At 71.6% G+C, this 18,324-nt stretch carries 16 protein-coding genes; 11 read left to right on the top strand and 5 right to left on the bottom strand.

The window, feature by feature from the left end:
• The first annotated feature begins 95 nt into the window (after positions 1–95).
• The 11 genes from Q9S36_RS44350 to Q9S36_RS44400 all read left to right on the top strand — a co-directional run bounded on the left by Q9S36_RS44350 (position 96) and on the right by Q9S36_RS44400 (position 12,235).
• Positions 96–2,276: a hypothetical protein gene (locus tag Q9S36_RS44350; RefSeq protein ID WP_311291142.1), complete on the top strand. Its 2,181-nt coding sequence runs from the start codon at positions 96–98 to the stop codon at positions 2,274–2,276.
• A gap of 66 nt (positions 2,277–2,342) precedes the next feature.
• Positions 2,343–4,322, top strand: coding sequence for an excinuclease ABC subunit UvrC (gene uvrC / locus Q9S36_RS44355; RefSeq protein WP_311291143.1), 1,980 nt, complete (start codon positions 2,343–2,345; stop codon positions 4,320–4,322).
• 3 nt (positions 4,323–4,325) lie between these two features.
• Entirely contained in the window at positions 4,326–5,201 is an 876-nt protein-coding gene (gene rapZ / locus Q9S36_RS44360) for an RNase adapter RapZ (protein ID WP_311291144.1), read from the top strand.
• Between the two features lies 1 nt (position 5,202).
• Entirely contained in the window at positions 5,203–6,186 is a 984-nt protein-coding gene (gene yvcK / locus Q9S36_RS44365; protein WP_311291145.1) for a uridine diphosphate-N-acetylglucosamine-binding protein YvcK, read from the top strand.
• A gap of 32 nt (positions 6,187–6,218) precedes the next feature.
• Complete coding sequence (whiA, locus tag Q9S36_RS44370) at positions 6,219–7,205, top strand: DNA-binding protein WhiA (RefSeq protein WP_311291146.1); 987 nt, start codon at positions 6,219–6,221, stop codon at positions 7,203–7,205.
• 203 nt (positions 7,206–7,408) lie between these two features.
• Positions 7,409–8,404 (top strand): type I glyceraldehyde-3-phosphate dehydrogenase, encoded by a 996-nt coding sequence (gene gap, locus Q9S36_RS44375; RefSeq protein ID WP_311291147.1) that lies wholly within the window; start codon positions 7,409–7,411, stop codon positions 8,402–8,404.
• 5 nt (positions 8,405–8,409) lie between these two features.
• On the top strand, positions 8,410–9,615 hold the full coding sequence (locus Q9S36_RS44380; RefSeq protein WP_311291148.1) for a phosphoglycerate kinase: 1,206 nt from the start codon (positions 8,410–8,412) through the stop codon (positions 9,613–9,615).
• 2 nt (positions 9,616–9,617) lie between these two features.
• Entirely contained in the window at positions 9,618–10,424 is an 807-nt protein-coding gene (gene tpiA / locus Q9S36_RS44385; protein WP_396653966.1) for a triose-phosphate isomerase, read from the top strand.
• Positions 10,425–10,467: 43 nt separating this feature from the next.
• Complete coding sequence (secG, locus tag Q9S36_RS44390; protein WP_311291149.1) at positions 10,468–10,707, top strand: preprotein translocase subunit SecG; 240 nt, start codon at positions 10,468–10,470, stop codon at positions 10,705–10,707.
• A 31-nt stretch (positions 10,708–10,738) separates the two neighbouring features.
• Positions 10,739–11,098, top strand: coding sequence for an RNA polymerase-binding protein RbpA (locus Q9S36_RS44395; protein WP_311291150.1), 360 nt, complete (start codon positions 10,739–10,741; stop codon positions 11,096–11,098).
• A 147-nt stretch (positions 11,099–11,245) separates the two neighbouring features.
• The gene (locus Q9S36_RS44400; protein ID WP_311291151.1) at positions 11,246–12,235 is read left to right on the top strand and encodes a hypothetical protein; all 990 of its coding nucleotides are present in this window, start codon (positions 11,246–11,248) and stop codon (positions 12,233–12,235) included.
• 113 nt (positions 12,236–12,348) lie between these two features.
• Here the strand turns inward: Q9S36_RS44400 and pgl are convergent, their stop codons facing one another.
• From pgl to tal, 5 genes are read right to left on the bottom strand one after another with little or no spacing between them, the layout of a single operon-like run.
• Positions 12,349–13,092, bottom strand: a complete 744-nt coding sequence (gene pgl / locus Q9S36_RS44405; protein WP_311291152.1) for a 6-phosphogluconolactonase — start codon at positions 13,090–13,092, stop codon at positions 12,349–12,351.
• Entirely contained in the window at positions 13,089–14,003 is a 915-nt protein-coding gene (locus tag Q9S36_RS44410) for a glucose-6-phosphate dehydrogenase assembly protein OpcA (protein WP_311291153.1), read from the bottom strand. The genes pgl and Q9S36_RS44410 overlap by 4 nt, the downstream gene beginning before the upstream one ends.
• A 31-nt stretch (positions 14,004–14,034) precedes the next feature.
• Positions 14,035–15,558 carry a glucose-6-phosphate dehydrogenase gene (gene zwf / locus Q9S36_RS44415; RefSeq protein WP_311291154.1) on the bottom strand — a complete coding sequence of 508 codons (1,524 nt, stop codon included), beginning with the start codon at positions 15,556–15,558 and terminating at the stop codon, positions 14,035–14,037.
• Positions 15,558–17,207 (bottom strand): glucose-6-phosphate isomerase, encoded by a 1,650-nt coding sequence (pgi, locus tag Q9S36_RS44420; protein ID WP_311291155.1) that lies wholly within the window; start codon positions 17,205–17,207, stop codon positions 15,558–15,560. The genes zwf and pgi overlap by 1 nt, the downstream gene beginning before the upstream one ends.
• Positions 17,204–18,319, bottom strand: a complete 1,116-nt coding sequence (tal, locus tag Q9S36_RS44425) for a transaldolase (RefSeq protein WP_311291156.1) — start codon at positions 18,317–18,319, stop codon at positions 17,204–17,206. The genes pgi and tal overlap by 4 nt, the downstream gene beginning before the upstream one ends.
• Positions 18,320–18,324: the final 5 nt, after the last annotated feature.

Raw genomic sequence — 18,324 nt, forward strand, 5'->3', positions numbered from 1 at the left:
CCGACCGGGAGCGCCCCAGGTTTGAGAACCATGCCGGTGAGACACAATGCTCCCCGGACGCCCCGGACGGGGGCACTGCGCAGGGGGAGCACCACATGTCGTTGCAGGCTGTTCGGAAGCGGGTCACGGCCGCGACGGTGGTCGCCGTCGCCGCCGCGCTGCTCTCGCCGACGCAGGGTGGCGCCGCCACCCCGGCGGGCGGGGCGCGCAACACCCTCGAGGTCTCGGGAACGGTCCTGGTGACCGCCGGCGAGGGCGAGGACGACCGCTACTCGCTGCTGCTGCCCTCGGGCCGCACCGTCGAGCTGGCCGACGGCTTCACGGCCGAGCCGCTGTCCGCCTTCGCCGGCACGCTCGCCGTGCCGGGCGTGGGCACCGGCGCGCGCCTGACCGGGTCGATGCGGGCCAGCACGCTGCGCCGCGCCGCGACGTCCGGCACGCCGATGGAGGTCGTCGACGCCCGCACGTCCGAGCCGGCGCCGTCGCCCGGCCCGACCAACCACACGACGTACGTCGCCAAGGTGACCAACTTCGGCCCGATCGCGCTCACCGACGCGCAGATCATCGCGACCGTCGACGCCTCCCAGGCCTACTGGGTTCGTGAGTCCGGCGGCCAGATCCCGTCCTGGACGCGCGTGTCCGGCGTGGTCCCCGTCGCGTCGACCGCAGGCTCCGCCGCGGGCGGCTGCGGCCTCGGCAACGGTGGCGCCGACTTCGGCGCGATCACCCAGGCCGTCGGCAGCGCCGCCTTCCCCGGCGTCGACTTCTCGGGCGCCAGCAGCAACCACCTCGTCGTCGTCGTGCCCAACGGCTGCGGCGGCACCACCAGCGGCCGCGGCCGGATCGGCACGTCCTTCGGCAACGGCGGGGCGGTCATCATCGACGCGCGACCGCAGCCGCAGCCGACGCTCGACCACGAGTTCGGCCACAACGTCGGCCTCCAGCACGCCAACAACCGCTCCGCCGAGTACGGCGACGTCTACGAGGTGATGGGCGCCGGGCCCGACCAGTACCGCAGCCCCGTCCTCGGCACGGTCTACCGCTGGGAGCAGGGCATCGTCGCCGCCGGCGAGACCGTCGACGGCAGTGGCGGCGGGTCCTGGTCCCTGGCCCCGCGCGCGGCCGCCAGCGGCCTGCGCAGCGTCGTGTTCATCGACCCCGACAACGGCCGACGCCACTTCGTCGACTACCGCACCGGCACCGGCAACGACGCCGGCACCTGCTACGTCTCCGGCTCCTGCAACTACACCAGCGGCAGCTACGGCCAGGACTACCTCGCCGGCCTGACGGTCGAGCGCGAGAACGAGACGAGCGGCGCGTTCCTGCAGCCCGTGCCCGGCAACGACGGCGTCCTGACCGGCGGCGAGGCCTGGACCAGCGGCAGCGGCCGGCTCCGGGTCGTCGGCAACGGCAGCTCGGTGACCATCACCCGAGGCGCCGCGATCGGCACCGTCTCCGGGGGCACCGCCGGCATGACCGCCCCCACCGCGCTGCGCGACGTGACGGCGACGGCGAGCGGCTTCACCCCCGCCCCCGGCGGCTACCGCTACCAGTGGCTGATCAACGGCCAGCCCGTCCCGGGCGCCGAGGACCCGACCTTCCAGCCCACGCCGGCCATGGCGGGAGGGGCGCTCAGCGTCACCGTGACGGCCTACGCCCCGGGCTACGACCCGGTGTCGCGCACCTCGGCACCGCAGACGGTCGCACCCGCGGCGTGGTACGCCAACGGCACCCGCCGCTACCCGGAGATCACCGGCAGCACGCGCGTCGGCGGCGTCCTCACCGCGCAGGGCCTGGACTGGGTGGACTACTACGGGCAGAAACCGGGCGGCTACGCGCCGGTCTACCGGTGGACCCGCAACGGCGACGTCATCAAGGGCGTCACCGGCAGCACCTATCGGCTGACCCGCAAGGACAAGGGCAAGAAGATCCAGGTCAGCGAGTTCCCGCGTGCCTTCGGCTTCGCCAGCACGACGTACGCGCGTTCGGAGGCGACCCGCAGGATCCGGATCGGCAAGCTCGTCACCACGCGGCCCACGATCGGCGGCAAGGCCAAGGTCGGCAAGCGGGTGAAGGCACGCGTCAAGGGCTGGACCAAGGGCACGAAGCTCTCCTACCGGTGGTTCGCCGGCAAGAAGGCGATCCGCGGCGGGACCGGCAAGAAGCTCAGGATCACGCGGTCCCTGCGCGGCAAGAAGCTGGTCGTGAAGGTGACCGGGAAGAAGAAGGGTTTCCGGTCGGCGACGGTGAAGTCGAGGCCCAAGAAGGTGAAGTGAGCTGACGCCCGACCGGGCGGCCCCCACCCCGCACCGGGTGTCGGGGGCCGCCCGTAGGGTTGGCGGGTGGCCAACCCGAGCTCCTACCGACCCGCACCCGGGTCGATCCCGACCAAGCCGGGGGTCTACCGCTTCCGCGACGCCAAGGGCCGCGTCATCTACGTCGGGAAGGCCAAGAGCCTGCGTCCGCGACTGTCGTCGTACTTCCAGGACATCGGCAACCTGCACCCCCGCACGGCCACCATGGTCACCACCGGCGCGAGCGTCGAGTGGACCGTCGTCGACACCGAGGTGGAGGCCCTCCAGCTGGAGTACAGCTGGATCAAGGAGTTCGACCCGCGGTTCAACGTCAAGTACCGCGACGACAAGTCCTACCCCTGGCTGGCGGTCACCGTCGGCGAGGAGTTCCCGCGCGTGATGGTGGGGCGCGGCGCCAAGCGCAAGGGCACCCGCTACTTCGGCCCCTACAGCCACGCCTGGGCGATCCGCGAGACCGTCGACCTGCTGCTGCGGGTCTTCCCGATGCGCTCCTGCAGCAACGGCGTGTTCAAGCGGTCCTCCCAGATCGGTCGGCCGTGCCTGCTGGGCTACATCGACAAGTGCGCCGCCCCGTGCGTCGGCAACGTCACCGCCGAGCAGCATCGCGAGATCGTCGACGACTTCTGCGACTTCATGGCCGGCAACACCACTGCCTTCACCCGCCGCATCGAGAAGGAGATGTACGCCGCCTCCGAGGCGCTCGACTTCGAGAAGGCCGCCCGGCTCCGCGACGACCTCGGTGCGCTGACCAAGGCGCTGGAGAAGCAGGCCGTGGTGCTCGGCGACGGCACCGACGCCGACGTGATCGCGCTCGCCGAGGACCCGCTCGAGGTCGCCGTGCAGATCTTCTACGTCCGCGGCGGCCGGATCCGCGGTCAGCGCGGCTGGGTGGCCGACCGCACCGACGAGGGCGGCACTCCCGAGCTGGTCCAGGACTTCCTCCTCCAGCTCTACGGCGGCGAGGACGACTCCATCCCGCGCGAGGTCCTGGTGCCGGCGCTGCCGCCCGACGCGGGCGTGCTCGAGGAGCTGCTGAGCGAGCGGCGGGGGAGCCGGGTCGCGATCCGGGTGCCGCAGCGCGGCGACAAGCGAGACCTCCAGCAGACGGTCGCGACCAACGCCGCCCAGGCGCTCGCGCTGCACAAGACCAAGCGCGCCAGCGACCTCACCACCCGCAACCGGGCGCTGGAGGAGATCCAGCAGGCGCTGTCCCTCGACGAGGTGCCGCTGCGCATCGAGTGCTACGACGTCTCCAACCTCCAGGGCACCGAGGTGGTGGCGTCGATGGTCGTCTTCGAGGACGGACTGGCCCGCAAGTCCGAGTACCGCCGGTTCGTGATCCGCGGCGTCGACGGCCAGAACGACGTCGCCTCGATGCACGAGGTCATCACCCGGCGGTTCCGCCGGCTGCTCGACGAGCAGGCCCGCAGCGAGACGGTGTCGACCGACTCCGGTCCGATGCTCGTCGATCCCGAGACCGGCCGGCCGCGGAAGTTCGCCTACGCGCCGTCCCTGGTCGTGGTCGACGGCGGGCCGCCGCAGGTCGCCGCCGCCGAGCAGGCGCTCGCCGACCTCGGCGTCAACGACGTACCCGTCTGCGGGCTCGCCAAGCGGCTCGAGGAGGTGTGGCTGCCGGGGGAGGAGGACCCGGTGATCATGGCGCGCACCAGCGAGGGCCTCTACCTCCTCCAGCGGATCCGCGACGAGGCCCACCGCTTCGCCATCACCCACCACCGCAACCGCCGCTCCAAGTCGATGGTCGAGAGCACCCTCGACGACGTCCCCGGGCTCGGCGAGGTGCGCCGCAAGACGCTGCTCAAGCACTTCGGCTCGCTCAAGAAGCTGCGCGAGGCCGAGGTCGAGCAGATCGCGCTGGTGCCCGGCATCGGCCCGCGGACCGCCGCCGCCATCAAGGACGCGGTCGCGAAGGCCGACGCGACCCGCAAGACTTCGGCCAAGGCCCCCACGGTGAACACCGCGACGGGCGAGATCATCGAGGAGGACTAGGAGATGTCCGTCACGGAGCCGACGCCCGGCGAGCTGGTCATCGTCACCGGCATGACCGGGGCCGGTCGCAGCACCGCGGCCAAGGAGCTCGAGGACCTCGGCTTCTTCGTGGTCGACAACCTCCCGCCGACGCTCGTGCGCGACGTCGTGCGCCTCGTCGACGACAGCCGGGGGATCCACCAGCCGATCGCCGTCGTCGTCGACGTGCGCTCGGGATCCTTCTTCGACTCCCTCCAGGCCAACCGGCACCAGCCGGTGACGGGCCGGCCCACGACGCTGCTGTTCCTCGAGGCGACCGACGAGGTGCTCGTCCGCCGCCAGGAGGCGGCCCGGCGTCCGCACCCGCTGCAGGCCGGCGGCCGCCTGCTCCACGGCCTCAAGCGCGAGCGCGAGGTGATGGCCGACATCCGCGGCGACGCCGACGTGCTGCTCGACACCTCCAACTACAACGTGCACCAGCTGCAGGACCGGATCGCCTCGCTGTTCGGCACCGAGGCCACCACGCGCCTGAAGGTGACCGTGATCAGCTTCGGCTTCAAGTACGGCATCCCGGTCGACGCCGACTGGGTCGCCGACATGCGCTTCCTCCCCAACCCGCACTGGGTGCCCGAGCTGCGCCCGCAGAACGGTCGCGACCCCGACGTGGCGGCCTACGTCCTGTCCCAGCCCGGCGCCGGCGTCTTCCTCGAGCAGTACCTCCCGGTCCTGCGGACCGTCGCGCAGGGCTACATGGAGGAGGGCAAGCGGTTCATGCAGGTCGCGGTCGGCTGCACCGGCGGCAAGCACCGCAGCGTCGCCATGACCGAGGCGATCGCCGGGCTGCTGCGCGACGCCGGCCACGACGTCAGCACCGCCCACCGCGACCTCGGCAGGGAGTGACGTGGCCCGCCACACCGCGCAGGCCGCGGTCGCACTCGGTGGCGGGCACGGCCTGGCGGCCACGCTGTCGGCGCTGCGGCGCCTGCACGACGAGCTCACCATCGACGACCTCACCGCCGTCGTGACCGTCGCCGACAACGGCGGGTCCTCGGGCCGGCTGCGGGGCGAGTTCGGCGTGCTGCCCCCGGGCGACCTGCGCATGGCGCTGGCCGCCCTGTGCGGCGACGACGAGTGGGGGCAGACGTGGGCCGAGGTCGTCCAGCACCGGTTCGCGGGCGACGGCGACATGAAGGGCCACGTCGTCGGCAACCTGCTCATCGTCTCGCTCTGGGAGCTCATGGGCGACCCCGTCCGGGCGCTCGACTGGGTCGGCCGGCTCCTCGGCGCCCACGGGCGGGTGCTGCCGATGGCCACCACGCCCATGGACATCACCGCGCGCATCCGCGGCGCCGATCCTGACGACCCCGCGCGCGTCGCCGTCGTACGCGGTCAGGTCGAGGTGGCCTCCAGCGCCGGCCAGATCGAGTCCGTCGCCCTCGTCCCGGAGCACCCCGAGGCGTGCCCCGAGGCCGTGGAGGCGATCCGCTCGGCCGAGTGGGTCGTGCTCGGCCCCGGGTCGTGGTTCACCTCCGTCATCCCGCACCTGATGGTGCCCGGCCTGCGCCGGGCCCTTGCGGAGACCCGCGGCCGCCTCGTCGTGGTGCTCAACCTCGAGGCCCAGGCGGGCGAGACGACGGGGTTCGGCCCGGAGGACCACCTCGCCGCCCTCTACGAGCACGCGCCCGACCTCCCCGTGCACGCCGTGCTGGTCGACGCGACGTCGGTGGGCGACGACCGCGACCAGCTCGCCAAGGTCGTCGCCGACCGTGGCGCCCGGCTCGTCGTCGACGACATCGCGGTCCCCGGTGAGCCTCGTCACGATCCCGACCGGCTCGCCGCCGCGTTCCGCAGGATCGTGGAGGGAAGCATGGAGGGAAGCGGCTGAGGGTCGTTGACCCGCATGGCAGGATTCCGACCATGGCAATGACGGCACAGGTGAAGGCAGAGCTCGCCTCCACCCAGATCACCAAGACCTGCTGCCGGAAGGCCGAGGTGGCCTCCATGCTCCGCTTCGCGGGGGGCCTCCACATCGTCAGCGGCCGGATCGTCGTCGAGGCCGAGCTCGACACCGGCGCCGCAGCGCGCCGCCTGCGCAAGGACATCTCCGAGGTCTACGGCCATCCCTCCGACGTGGTGATGGTGCAGGGCAACGGCCTGCGCAAGGGCAGCCGCTACATCGTGCGCGTCACCAAGGACGGCGAGGCCCTCGCCCGCCAGACCGGGCTGCTCGACCAGCGCGGCCGGCCGGTGCGCGGACTGCCGCCGGCCGTCGTCAGCGGGGGCGGTTGCGACGCCGTCGCCGCCTGGCGCGGCGCCTTCCTCGCCCACGGCTCCCTGACCGAGCCCGGCCGGTCCTCCTCGCTCGAGATCACCTGTCCCGGACCCGAGGCGGCCCTCGCGATCGTGGGTGTGGCCCGCCGGCTCGGCATCTCCGCCAAGGCGCGCGAGGTCCGCGGTGTGGACCGGGTCGTGATCCGCGACGGCGACGCCATCGGCGCGCTCCTGACCCGCCTCGGCGCCCACGAGTCGCTGATGGCGTGGGAGGAGCGCCGGATGCGCCGCGAGGTCCGGGCCACTGCCAACCGCCTCGCGAACTTCGACGACGCGAACCTGCGCCGCTCGGCCCGGGCGGCCGTGGCCGCCGGTGCCCGCGTCGAGCGGGCGCTGGAGATCCTCGGCGAGGAGATCCCCGACCACCTCCGCCAGGCCGGCCACCTCCGGCTCGAGCACAAGCAGGCCTCGCTCGAGGAGCTCGGCCAGCTCCACGACCCGGTGCTGACCAAGGACGCGATCGCGGGCCGCATCCGGCGCCTGCTCGCGATGGCCGACAAGCGCGCCGAGGAGCTCGGCATCCCGGACACCGAGGCGTCGCTGACGCCGGAGATGCTCGCCGACGAGGCGTGAGGGGACCTTCGGCCCTACTGGCCGCCCGTCCCGCCTGTGAGGCTCCTCGTAGGCCTTTGAACGATCCAAAGTTACCTGTCCGTACCGCGGGAGACCGCGGTCCTGGCGCACGTCGGCAACCGATAGGGTCGACGTAGGTCACCGAAGGCCAGAGTTGTCCACGGGGTCACCGAAGGCCCCACACCTCAAGGAGACATGCACCCATGACCGTCCGCGTAGGTATCAACGGCTTCGGCCGCATCGGCCGCAACTTCTTCCGCGCCGTCCGGGCGTCGGGCGCCGACATCGAGATCGTCGGCGTCAACGACCTCACCGACAACGCCTCGCTCGCCAACCTGCTCAAGTTCGACTCCATCCTGGGCCGGCTCGACGCCGACGTCTCCAGCGACGACACCTCGATCATGGTCGGCGACCAGAGCATCGCCGCCTTCGCCGAGCGCGACCCGTCCGCCCTCAAGTGGGGCGACCTGGGCGTCGACGTGGTCGTCGAGTCCACCGGCTTCTTCACCGACGCGACCAAGGCCAAGGCCCACGTCGACGCGGGCGCCAAGAAGGTCATCATCTCCGCGCCGGCCTCCAACGAGGACATCACCATCGTGATGGGCGTCAACCACGACCTCTACGACCCGGCCGCGCACACCGTCATCTCCAACGCGTCGTGCACGACCAACTGCCTCGCCCCCATGGCGAAGGCCCTCAACGACGGCCTCGGCATCACCAAGGGCCTGATGACGACGATCCACGCCTACACCGCCGACCAGAACCTCCAGGACAACATCCACAAGGACCCGCGCCGGGCCCGGGCCGCCGCGCTCAACATGGTCCCGACCTCGACCGGTGCCGCGAAGGCCATCGGCCTGGTGCTCCCGGAGCTGAAGGGCAAGCTCGACGGCTACGCCATGCGCGTCCCGGTGCCGACCGGCTCGGCCACCGACCTCACCTTCGAGGCCTCCCGCGAGACCTCCGTCGACGAGGTCAACGAGATCGTCAAGGCGGCCGCCGACGGCCGGTTCCTGAAGTACTCGACCGACCCGCTGGTGTCCACCGACATCGTCACCGACCCGGCGTCCTGCATCTTCGACGCCCCGCTGACCAAGGTCATCGGCAACCAGGTCAAGGTCCTCGGCTGGTACGACAACGAGTGGGGCTACTCCAACCGCCTCGCCGACCTGATCACGCACGTCGGCTCCTCGCTCTGAGCCCGATGTCCGACATCAGCTCGCTGGGTGACCTGACGGGCAAGCGCGTCCTGGTCCGCTCGGACCTCAACGTGCCCCTCGACGGCACCACCATCACCGACGACGGCCGGATCCGCGCCAGCGTCCCCACCATCAAGCAGCTGTCCGACGCAGGGGCCCGGGTGGTCGTCACCGCCCACCTGGGCCGCCCGGACGGCTCGCCCGACCCGAAGTACTCCCTCCAGCCGGTGGCCACCAGGCTCTCCGAGCTGCTCGAGCGCCCGGTCGCGTTCGCCACCGACACCGTCGGGTCGAGCGCCGCCGAGACCGTCGCCGCACTGGCCGACGGCGACGTCGCGCTGCTGGAGAACGTCCGGTTCAACGACGGTGAGACCAGCAAGGACGACGACGTGCGTGGCGCGTTCGCCGACCAGCTCGCCCAGCTGGCCGACGCCTTCGTCTCCGACGGCTTCGGCGTCGTCCACCGCAAGCAGGCGAGCGTGTACGACGTCGCGCTGCGGCTGCCGTCCGCGATGGGCGGCCTGGTCGCGGCCGAGGTCGACGTGCTGCGCCGGCTCACCGAGCACCCCGAGCGCCCCTACGTCGTGGTGCTCGGCGGCTCGAAGGTGTCCGACAAGCTCGGCGTCATCGACAACCTCATCGACAAGGCCGACAAGCTGCTCATCGGCGGCGGCATGGTCTTCACCTTCCTCAAGGCCCAGGGCCACGAGGTCGGCAAGAGCCTGCTCGAGGACGACCAGCTCGACACCTGCACCCGCTACCTCACCGAGGCCGCGGACCGCGGCGTGGAGATCCTGCTCCCGACCGACGTCGTGGTCGACACGGCGTTCCCGTCGGGCGACCGCGAGCCCGAGCCCTCCGTCGTACCCGCCTCCGAGATCCCGGCCGATGCCCTTGGCCTCGACATCGGGCCGGAGTCGGCGCAGGCCTTCGCGGAGGCGCTGCGTGACGCGAAGACGGTCTTCTGGAACGGTCCCATGGGCGTGTTCGAGGTCGACGCCTTCGCCGACGGCACCCGTGCGGTGGCGCAGGCGCTGACCGAGGTCGACGGCCTGTCCGTCGTCGGCGGTGGTGACTCGGCCGCTGCCGTGCGCAAGCTGGGCTTCGACGAGGCCGCCTTCGGCCACATCTCCACCGGCGGTGGCGCGTCGCTGGAGTTCCTGGAGGGCAAGGAGCTCCCGGGCATCGCCGTACTCGAGAGGAAGTCCTGAGCATGGCCGTGGCTCAGCCCAAGGGGCGCACCCCGCTGATGGCGGGCAACTGGAAGATGAACCTCAACCACCAGGAAGCGGTGGTGCTCGTCCAGAAGCTCGCCTGGACCCTGTCCGACAAGCGCCACGACCACGGCAAGGTCGAGGTGGTCGTGGTGCCGCCGTTCACCGACCTCCGCTCGGTGCAGACGCTCGTCGACGGCGACCGGCTCGCGATCCGCTACGGCGCGCAGGACGTGTCCGTGCACGACAACGGCGCCTACACCGGCGAGATCTCGGCGGCCATGCTGTCGAAGCTGGGCTGCTCCTACGTCGTCGTCGGCCACTCCGAGCGCCGGATGTACCACAACGAGAGCGACGAGCTGGTCAACGCCAAGGCCCACAAGACCTTGGCGGCCGGCATGACGCCGATCGTGTGCGTGGGTGAGGGCCTTGACGTCCGCCAGGCGGGGGAGCACGTCCCGTTCACGCTGACGCAGGTCGACGGCTCGCTCGACGGCTTCACCGCCGAGCAGGTCGCCGGCCTGGTCGTCGCCTACGAGCCCGTGTGGGCCATCGGCACGGGCGAGGTGGCCACCCCGGACGACGCGCAGGAGGTCTGCGCGGCCATCCGCGAGCGGGTCCGGGAGGTCCACGGCGACGCCGCGGCCGACGGCCTGCGGGTGCTCTACGGCGGGTCGGTCAAGGCCGCCAACGTCGGCGGGATCATGGACAAGGCCGACGTCGACGGCTGCCTGGTCGGCGGCGCGAGCCTGCAGGTCGACGAGTTCGGCGGCATCTGTCGCTTCTACGACATGCCGGTGCTGTGAGGCGCTCACCGGTACGTCACGGACGTGACGTAGGCTTCCGCTCGTGATTCTGCTCTTCACCATCCTGCTCGTCATCGCGAGCGCGATCATGATCCTGCTGGTGCTGCTCCACAAGGGACGCGGCGGTGGCCTCTCCGACATGTTCGGCGGCGGCGTGACCAGCAGCCTGGGGGGATCGTCGGTGGCTGAGCGCAACCTCGACCGGTTCACGGTCGGGGTCGGCGTCATCTGGTTTGCCTGCATCATCGCCCTGGGCCTGCTCATGGCCTACCAGGGCAACTGACACCCCCGGTCCGCGGGGAGAAGGAGCAGTCGTGGCTGGTGGAGGAAACGCGATCCGAGGGAGTCGGGTCGGGGCTGGCCCCATGGGCGAGGCCGAGCGCGGCGAGGCCGCGCCCCGGCAGACGGTCACCTACTTCTGCAGTCACGACCACCGCTCGGTGGTGACGTTCGCGATCGAGGCCGCCGTGCCGGACTCGTGGGACTGCCCGAAGTGCGGCCTGCCGGCCAGCCTGGACAGCGAGAACCCGCCCCCGGCGCCGAAGATCGAGCCCTACAAGACGCACCTCGCCTACGTGAAGGAGCGTCGCAGCGAGACCGAGGCCGCCGACATCCTCGACGAGGCCGTCGCGCTGCTGCGCAGCCGCCGGAAGTCCGGCGAGATCATCTTCTGACCGACCGGGCACTTCCTCGCGCTGGCACGTGCTGACCGGGCACTTCCTCGCGCTGGAGGCCGCTCACCGGGCACTTCCTCGCGCTGAGCAGCGCGCGCCTGTGGACGACTCACGTCGCCGGAGCGTCGTCTGCGGCATGGTCGGTCGATGCCCCGTCTGCCGCTGTGGTGCCGTGACGTCGTCCTGCTCGGCGCATCTGCCCCGCTTCCACTCGACCGTCCGTTCACCGCGCGCGAGGCCGACGCGCTCGGGGTGCCGGCAAGCCTCCGGCACAAGCTGGTCGCTCGAGGCCTGATCAGGCCCTTGGTGCGCGGCGTCTTCGTCGCCAGCCAGGTGCCGGACTCGTTCCGCCTCAGGGTGGCAGCCGTGAGTCTCGTGGCGCCCGCGCATGCCGTCGTCGTCGACCGCACGGCGGCGTGGATCCACGGTGTCGATGCGCTCCCGCGCAGCGCGATCCACGAGATGCCGCAGCTCGACCTCTCCAGCAGGCAGCAGAGCCGGATGCGCCGGTCCGGCGTCGCCAGTGGGATCCGCGACCTCGCGGCGCGCGACCTGCAGCACGTCGGCGACCTCGCGGTGACCACACCCTTGCGAACGGCGTGCGACCTGGGACGCTCGCTCTGGCGGTACGACGCCATCGCAGCGCTCGACGGGTTCCTCCGAGGTGGTGTCGACCGGGCAGAGCTGCTCGACGAGGTCGATCGCTTCAAGGGCTTCCGCGGCGTCGTACAGCTCCGGCGACTGGCTCCCCTCGCCGACGACGGCGCAGAGTCACCCCCGGAGAGCGCCCTTCGGCTGCACTGGCACGAGGCCGACATCCCGGCGTGGCCTCGTACGCAGATCTGGGTGTACGACGATGACGGAACGCCTCGCTTCCGCATAGACGTGGGCGACGAGGACGTCCGGTTCGGCGCCGAGTACTTCGGGGAGCAGTTCCACGACACGGACCAGGAGGAGGACGACGAGAACCGTCTGGCCTGGCTCGCGAACGAGCGCCACTGGTGGATGGAGGTCTTCTGGAAGGACGACGTCTACGGCACCGAGCTCGCCGCGGGCGATCGCCTGTACGTCGGTCATGCCAGGGCCCGGGCCGCGCTCGGACGCCGCGAGACGTCGTACATCGACCTGGCGCGGTGACAGCGCGAGGAACTGCCCGCTCGGCGCGCGCCAGCGCGAGGAAGTGCCCGGTCAGCACGCGCCGGCGTGAGGAAGTGCCCGGTCGGCGCGCGCCAGCGCGAGGACGTGCCCGGTCAGCGCTGGGGGGCGGCGGCGTCGTCGAGCCACCAGATGGTCTCGACCGTGCCGCGGGGCACGCGGGCCGGGCACTCGACGGCCTCGGGGGAGCCGGGGGAGGCCGGCCCGGTGAGGGCGCGGGCGACGGCGTCGGCCTTGTCCGCGCCGGCAGCCACGAACCACACCGCGTTGCTGCGCTCCATCGCCTCGAAGGTGAGGGAGAGCCGCTCGGGCGGCGGCTTCGGCGACTCCTCGACAGGTACGACGATCGCGTCGGGGACCACGGCCGCCGGGTGTCCCGGGAAGAGCGAGGCCACGTGCCCGTCGGGGCCGATGCCGAGCATCAGCACCTCGAAGAAGCCCGCGCCCCGCTCGCGCACCGTCGCGCTGTAGGCGTCCGCGGCCTCGCGCAGCGAGAGGCCCGCATCGCTCGGCGGCATCGCGTGCACGTTGTCCGGGTCGACGCCCACGACGTCGATGAACGCGCGGTGGGCCTGGACCTCGTTGCGGTCGTCGGACCCGGCGGGCAGCCAGCGCTCGTCGCCCCACCACAGCACCACGCGCGACCAGTCGACCTCCGAGTCGGCCGACAGGCGGGCGATCGCGGCGTGGATCTCCTCGGCGATGCTGCCGCCGGTGAGGCCGATGTGCGGGACCTCGCCACGGGACTGGGTGGCGGCGATCCGCTCGAGGAGCGCGGCGGCGACGTCGGTGGCGAGCTCGCCACGACTGGGGAACGGACGGACCTCGGACGCGGTCACTTCTTCTTGCCCTCCAGCTTCACGAGCTTGGCCGCGGTGGCGGCGTACATGTCGTCCTCGTCGAGCCGGCGGAGCTCCTCGGCGAGCAGGGCCGGGACCTCGCGCCGCTTGAGCGCGACCGGCCGGTCGGGCCGGTGCGGGGAGGAGAAGGTGGCCAGCCGGCCGTCGGAGCGCGCGATGGTGATCGGGCCCTCCTTGGTGTCCATGGTGACCTCGGTGATGCCGGGTCCGGCCGACGTGGCCCGGGCGACCGGGACCTTGAGCCGGTCGCAGAGCCAGGCGACGAGGAGGTCGGCGCTCGGGCTGATCCGCTCGGCGGTGACCTTGGCGCCGGTCACCTTGAGCGGGTGCTGGTCCAGGGCGGCGGCCAGCAGGGCCCGCCACGGCGTGAGCCGGGTCCACGCGAGGTCGGTGTTGCCGGGCGCGTAGGAGCGGCACTGGTTGACCATCGCCGTCGACTTGCCGCGCGAGACGGCGGCCGCGTCGGTGATCCGCCGCTGGGCGAGGCGGCCGAGGGGGTCCGCGGCCGGGTCGGCCGGCGCGGCGGTGGGCCACCAGATCGCGACGGGGGAGTCGGGCAGGAGCAGGGGCAGGACGACCGACTCGGCGTGCTTGACCACCTCGCCCTTGAGCCGGATCAGCGCGGTCTCACCGCCCCAGCCGTCGCCGCTGCCGACCTGGGCGTTGACGTGCGAGGTGCCGCGGGCGTTGCCGAGGATCACGCCGAGCACGCGTGAGGGATGCTCGCGCGAGGCCCGCTTCGCCGCCTGCATCGCCTCGACGGCGTCGTCCTCGGGCGCGACGATGATCAGCGTCATCACCATGCCCATCGCCGGGCTGCCGGCGCGCGTGCGGGCGCGGACGAACTCCGCCGCGATCTCGGACGAGGTGGTGTCGGTGAGCTCGATCATCGTGTCGGGGTCCCCTCGGTCGGCGTGTTCATCAGGGCCTCCTCCAGGTGCGGCCGTCGCGGGCGAGCATCGCGTCGGCGGACGCGGGCCCCCAGGTGCCGGAGTCGTACGGCTCGGGCTTGCCCTTCTTGGCCCAGTGGTCGAGCACCGGGTCGAGGATCTTCCAGGACAGCTCGACCTCCTCGTGCCGCGGGAAGAGCGGCGGGTCGCCGAGGAGGACGTCGAGGATCAGCCGCTCGTAGGCCTCGGCACTCGCCTCGGTGAAGGAGCCGCCGTAGGCGAAGTCCATGTTGACGTCGCGGATCTCCATCGCGGTGCCCGGCACCTTGGCGCCGAAGCGCATCGTCATGCCCTCGTCGGGCTGGACCCGGATCACGAGGGCGTTCTGCGTGAGGTCCTCGGTCGCGGTCTGGGAGAACGGCAGGTGCGGTGCGCGCTTGAAGACGATCGCGACCTCCGTGACCCGGCGCCCGAGGCGCTTGCCGGTGCGGAGGTAGAACGGCACGCCCGCCCACCGCCGGGTGTCGCAGTGCACCGTGATGGCGGCGTAGGTCTCGGTCGTGGAGGTGGCCTTGATGCCCTCCTCCTCGAGGAAGCCGTTCACCTTCTGCCCGCCCGCCCAGCCGGGGGCGTACTGGCCGCGCGCCGTGGTGAGGTCGAGCCGCTGGGGCAGCACCGTCGACGCGAGCACCTTCTGCTTCTCGATCCGCAGGCTCTCGGCGTCGAAGGCGATCGGCTCCTCCATGGCCACCAGCGCCATCAGCTGCAGGAGGTGGTTCTGGATGACGTCGCGCGCCGCACCGATGCCGTCGTAGTAGCCGGCGCGCCCGCCGATGCCGATGTCCTCGGCCATGGTGATCTGCACGTGGTCGACGTAGTTGGAGTTCCAGATCGGCTCGAACATGTTGTTGGCGAAGCGCATCGCCAGGATGTTCTGCACGGTCTCCTTGCCGAGGTAGTGGTCGATCCGGAAGATCGAGCCGGACGGGAAGACGCCGGCGAGGATGTCGTTGAGCTCGCGGGCCGACTCGAGGTCGTGGCCGAACGGCTTCTCCACGACCACGCGCCGCCACTGGCCCTCGCGGTGGTCGGCGAGGCCGTGCTCCTTGAGCTGGCCGACCACGGTGCCGAAGAAGCCCGGCGGAATGGCGAGGTAGAACGCCATGTTGCCGTTGGTGCCGCGCAGCTGGTCGAGCTCCTCGACGGTGCGACGCAGCTGGTCGAAGGCGACGTCGTCGTCGAAGTCGCCCGGGACGAAGCGGAATCCCTCGGAGAGCTGGTTCCAGACCTCCTCGCGGAACGGCGTACGCGCGTGCTCGCGGACGGCGTCGTGCACGATCTGCGCGAAGTCCTGGTCGGCCCAGTCTCGTCGCGCGAAGCCCACCAGGCTGAACCCCGGCGGGAGCAGCCCGCGGTTCGCGAGGTCGTAGATCGCCGGCATGATCTTCTTGCGCGACAGGTCGCCGGTGACACCGAAGAGCACCATCCCGCAGGGACCGGCGATCCGGGGGAGCCGTCGGTCCTGCGGGTCGCGCAGCGGGTTCGGGGTGCTCATCAGCCTCGGTTCTCCTGGTAGTAGCCGATCAGGGACTGCGTGGAGGGGTCCTGCTCGGCGAGGACGGACGCGTCACCGGACACGGCCGGCCCCAGCTGCTGGGCGAGCTGCTTGCCGAGCTCGACGCCCCACTGGTCGAAGCTGTCGATGCCCCACACGGCACCCTCGACGAACGTGATGTGCTCGTAGAGCGCGACCAGCTGGCCCAGGACGCTCGGAGTGAGGGCGGGTGCCATGATCGAGGTGGTGGGTCGGTTGCCCGGGAACGTCCGCGCGGACACCAGCTCCTCCGCGACGCCCTCGGCTCGCACCTCGTCGGGGGTCCTGCCGAACGCGAGCGCCTTGGTCTGCGCGAAGAAGTTCGCCAGGAACAGCTCGTGGACGTCGGTGTCGCCGTCCGTGAGCGGGTACGCCGGGTTGGCGAAGGCGATGAAGTCCGCCGGGACCAGCCGGGTGCCCTGGTGGATGAGCTGGTAGAAGGCGTGCTGGCCGTTGGTGCCGGGCTCGCCCCAGAAGACCTCGCCCGTGTCGTAGCCGACCGCCTCGCCGTCCCAGCGCACGGACTTGCCGTTGGACTCCATCGTGAGCTGCTGGAGGTAGGCCGGGAAGCGGTGCAGCAGCTGGGAGTAGGGCAGGACCGCGTGGGTGTGGGCGCCGAGGAAGTTGGCGTACCAGACGTTGAGCAGACCCATCCGGAGCGGGACGTTGGCCTCCGGCGGCGCGGTGCGGAAGTGCTCGTCCATGGTGTGGAAGCCGGCCAGGAGGTCGGCGAAGTGCTCCGGCCCGACGGCCACCACGAGCGAGAGACCGATGGCGGAGTCCATCGAGTAGCGCCCGCCCACCCAGTCCCAGAAGCCGAACGCGTTGGCGGGGTCGATGCCGAAGTCGGCGACCTTGTCGAGCGCGGTGGAGACGGCGACGAAGTGCTGGGCGACGGCGGCCGACTCGTCGGTCCCGGAGGGGAGCCGCTCGAGCAGCCACGCCTTGCAGAGACGCGCGTTGGTCAGGGTCTCCAGCGTGCCGAACGTCTTGCTCGAGACGATGAACAGCGTCGTCTCCGGGTCGAGGCCCTCGAGGGTCTGACCGGCGTCGGTCGGGTCGATGTTGCTGATGAAGCGGCAGGCGAGCCCGTCCTTCCGGTAGGGCGCGAGCGCCTCGTAGGCCATCACCGGCCCGAGGTCGGACCCGCCGATGCCGATGTTGACCACGGTCTCGATGTGCCGACCGGTCACGCCGGTCCAGTCGCCCGACCGGACCCGGTCGGCGAACGCGAACACCCGGTCGAGGACCTCGTGCACGTCGGCCACGACGTCCTGCCCGTCGACCTCCAGCGTGGCGTCGGCGGGCAGGCGCAGGGCGGTGTGGAGCACCGCTCTGTCCTCGGTGACGTTGATGTGCTCCCCGGCGAACATGGCGCTGCGACGCCCCGCGACGTCGACCTGGTCGGCCAGGCGCAGCAGCGCCGCCTCGACGTCGGCGTCCCAGAGGTTCTTCGACAGGTCGACGAAGAGGTCGCCGGCGGTGCTCGTCTGCGCGGCGACCCACGACGGCGTGACCGCCGAGCGCAGGTCCGGCTCGAAGGCGTCGGCGAGACGCTGGAGGTCGGCCCAGGCGGCCGTCGTCGTCGGGTCCACCGGGCCGGTGCTCATGCCCGGGCGGCCTCGAGCGACGCGGCCAGGGTCGTCTGCAGCTCGTCCCAGGCGACGACGAACTTGTCGACGCCCTCCTTGATCAGCACCTCGATGACGTCGTCGTAGTCGATGCCGGCCGCGGCCAGGGCGTCCATGTGGGCGCGCGCGTCGTCGTAGAAGGGGCGCACGCGGTCACCGCGCACCTCGCCGTGGTCGGCGACGGCGTCGAGGGTCTTCTCCGGCATGGTGTTGACGGTGTCCTCGACGACGAGGTCGACGACGTACATCGTGTCGTCGTAGTCGGGGTTCTTGACACCCGTCGAGGCCCACAGCGGCCGCTGCTTGCGCGCGCCCTTGGCCTCGAGGGCCTCCCAGCGCGAGCCCGCGAAGAACTGCTCGTACATCTCGAACGCGAGCCGGGCGTTGGCCACGCCGGCCTTGCCGCGCAGGCCCGGGTCGGTGCCGGGACCGTCGGTCATCGCCTCGAGGCGCTTGTCGATCTCGGTGTCGACGCGCGAGACGAAGAACGAGGCGACCGAGTGGATGTCGGCGAGCTCGTGGCCGTTGGCCAGGGCCTGCTCCAGCCCGGAGACGTAGGCCTCCATGACGTTGCGGTACTGCTCGAGGCCGAAGATCAGCGTCACGTTGACCGAGATGCCGGCGGCGATCGTCTCGGTGATCGCCGGCCACCCCTCCTCCGTGCCGGGGATCTTGATGAGCAGGTTGGGCTCGCCGACGACCTCCCAGAGCTCGGCGGCCTCCTTGACGGTCTGCTCGGTGTCGTGGGCGAAGCCGGGGGAGACCTCGATGGAGACCCGACCGTCGACGCCGTCGGTCGCGTCGAAGACCGGGCGCATCACCCGGCACGCGTCGCGGACGTCGTCGGTGGTGATGGTGCGGGTCGCCTCGTCGACGTCCGCACCGGCAGCCGCGAGCTCGCGGACCTGCGGGTCGTAGCGCTCGCCGTCGGACAGCGCGGACTGGAAGATCGCCGGGTTGGAGGTGACCCCGACGACGTGGCTGTTCTTCACCAGGTCGGCGAGGTTGCCGGTCTCCAGCCGCTCGCGGGACAGGTCGTCGAGCCAGATGGACACCCCGGCGTCGGCCAGGGCCTTGAGACGGTCGTTCATGTGAT

This window comes from Microbacterium sp. ARD31 (genome assembly GCF_031844425.1).

Bases quoted from the DNA above. Each gene is read 5' to 3' on its own strand.
- whiA (WP_311291146.1), top strand. From the start codon at position 6,219: ATGGCAATGACGGCACAGGTGAAGGCAGAGCTCGCCTCCACCCAGATC.
- rapZ (WP_311291144.1), top strand. From the start codon at position 4,326: ATGTCCGTCACGGAGCCGACGCCCGGCGAGCTGGTCATCGTCACCGGC.
- Q9S36_RS44350 (WP_311291142.1), top strand. From the start codon at position 96: ATGTCGTTGCAGGCTGTTCGGAAGCGGGTCACGGCCGCGACGGTGGTC.
- pgi (WP_311291155.1), bottom strand. From the start codon at position 17,207: ATGAGCACCGGCCCGGTGGACCCGACGACGACGGCCGCCTGGGCCGAC.
- gap (WP_311291147.1), top strand. From the start codon at position 7,409: ATGACCGTCCGCGTAGGTATCAACGGCTTCGGCCGCATCGGCCGCAAC.
- tpiA (WP_396653966.1), top strand. From the start codon at position 9,618: ATGGCCGTGGCTCAGCCCAAGGGGCGCACCCCGCTGATGGCGGGCAAC.
- Q9S36_RS44410 (WP_311291153.1), bottom strand. From the start codon at position 14,003: ATGATCGAGCTCACCGACACCACCTCGTCCGAGATCGCGGCGGAGTTC.
- Q9S36_RS44400 (WP_311291151.1), top strand. From the start codon at position 11,246: ATGCCCCGTCTGCCGCTGTGGTGCCGTGACGTCGTCCTGCTCGGCGCA.
- Q9S36_RS44380 (WP_311291148.1), top strand. From the start codon at position 8,410: ATGTCCGACATCAGCTCGCTGGGTGACCTGACGGGCAAGCGCGTCCTG.
- tal (WP_311291156.1), bottom strand. From the start codon at position 18,319: ATGAACGACCGTCTCAAGGCCCTGGCCGACGCCGGGGTGTCCATCTGG.
- zwf (WP_311291154.1), bottom strand. From the start codon at position 15,558: ATGAGCACCCCGAACCCGCTGCGCGACCCGCAGGACCGACGGCTCCCC.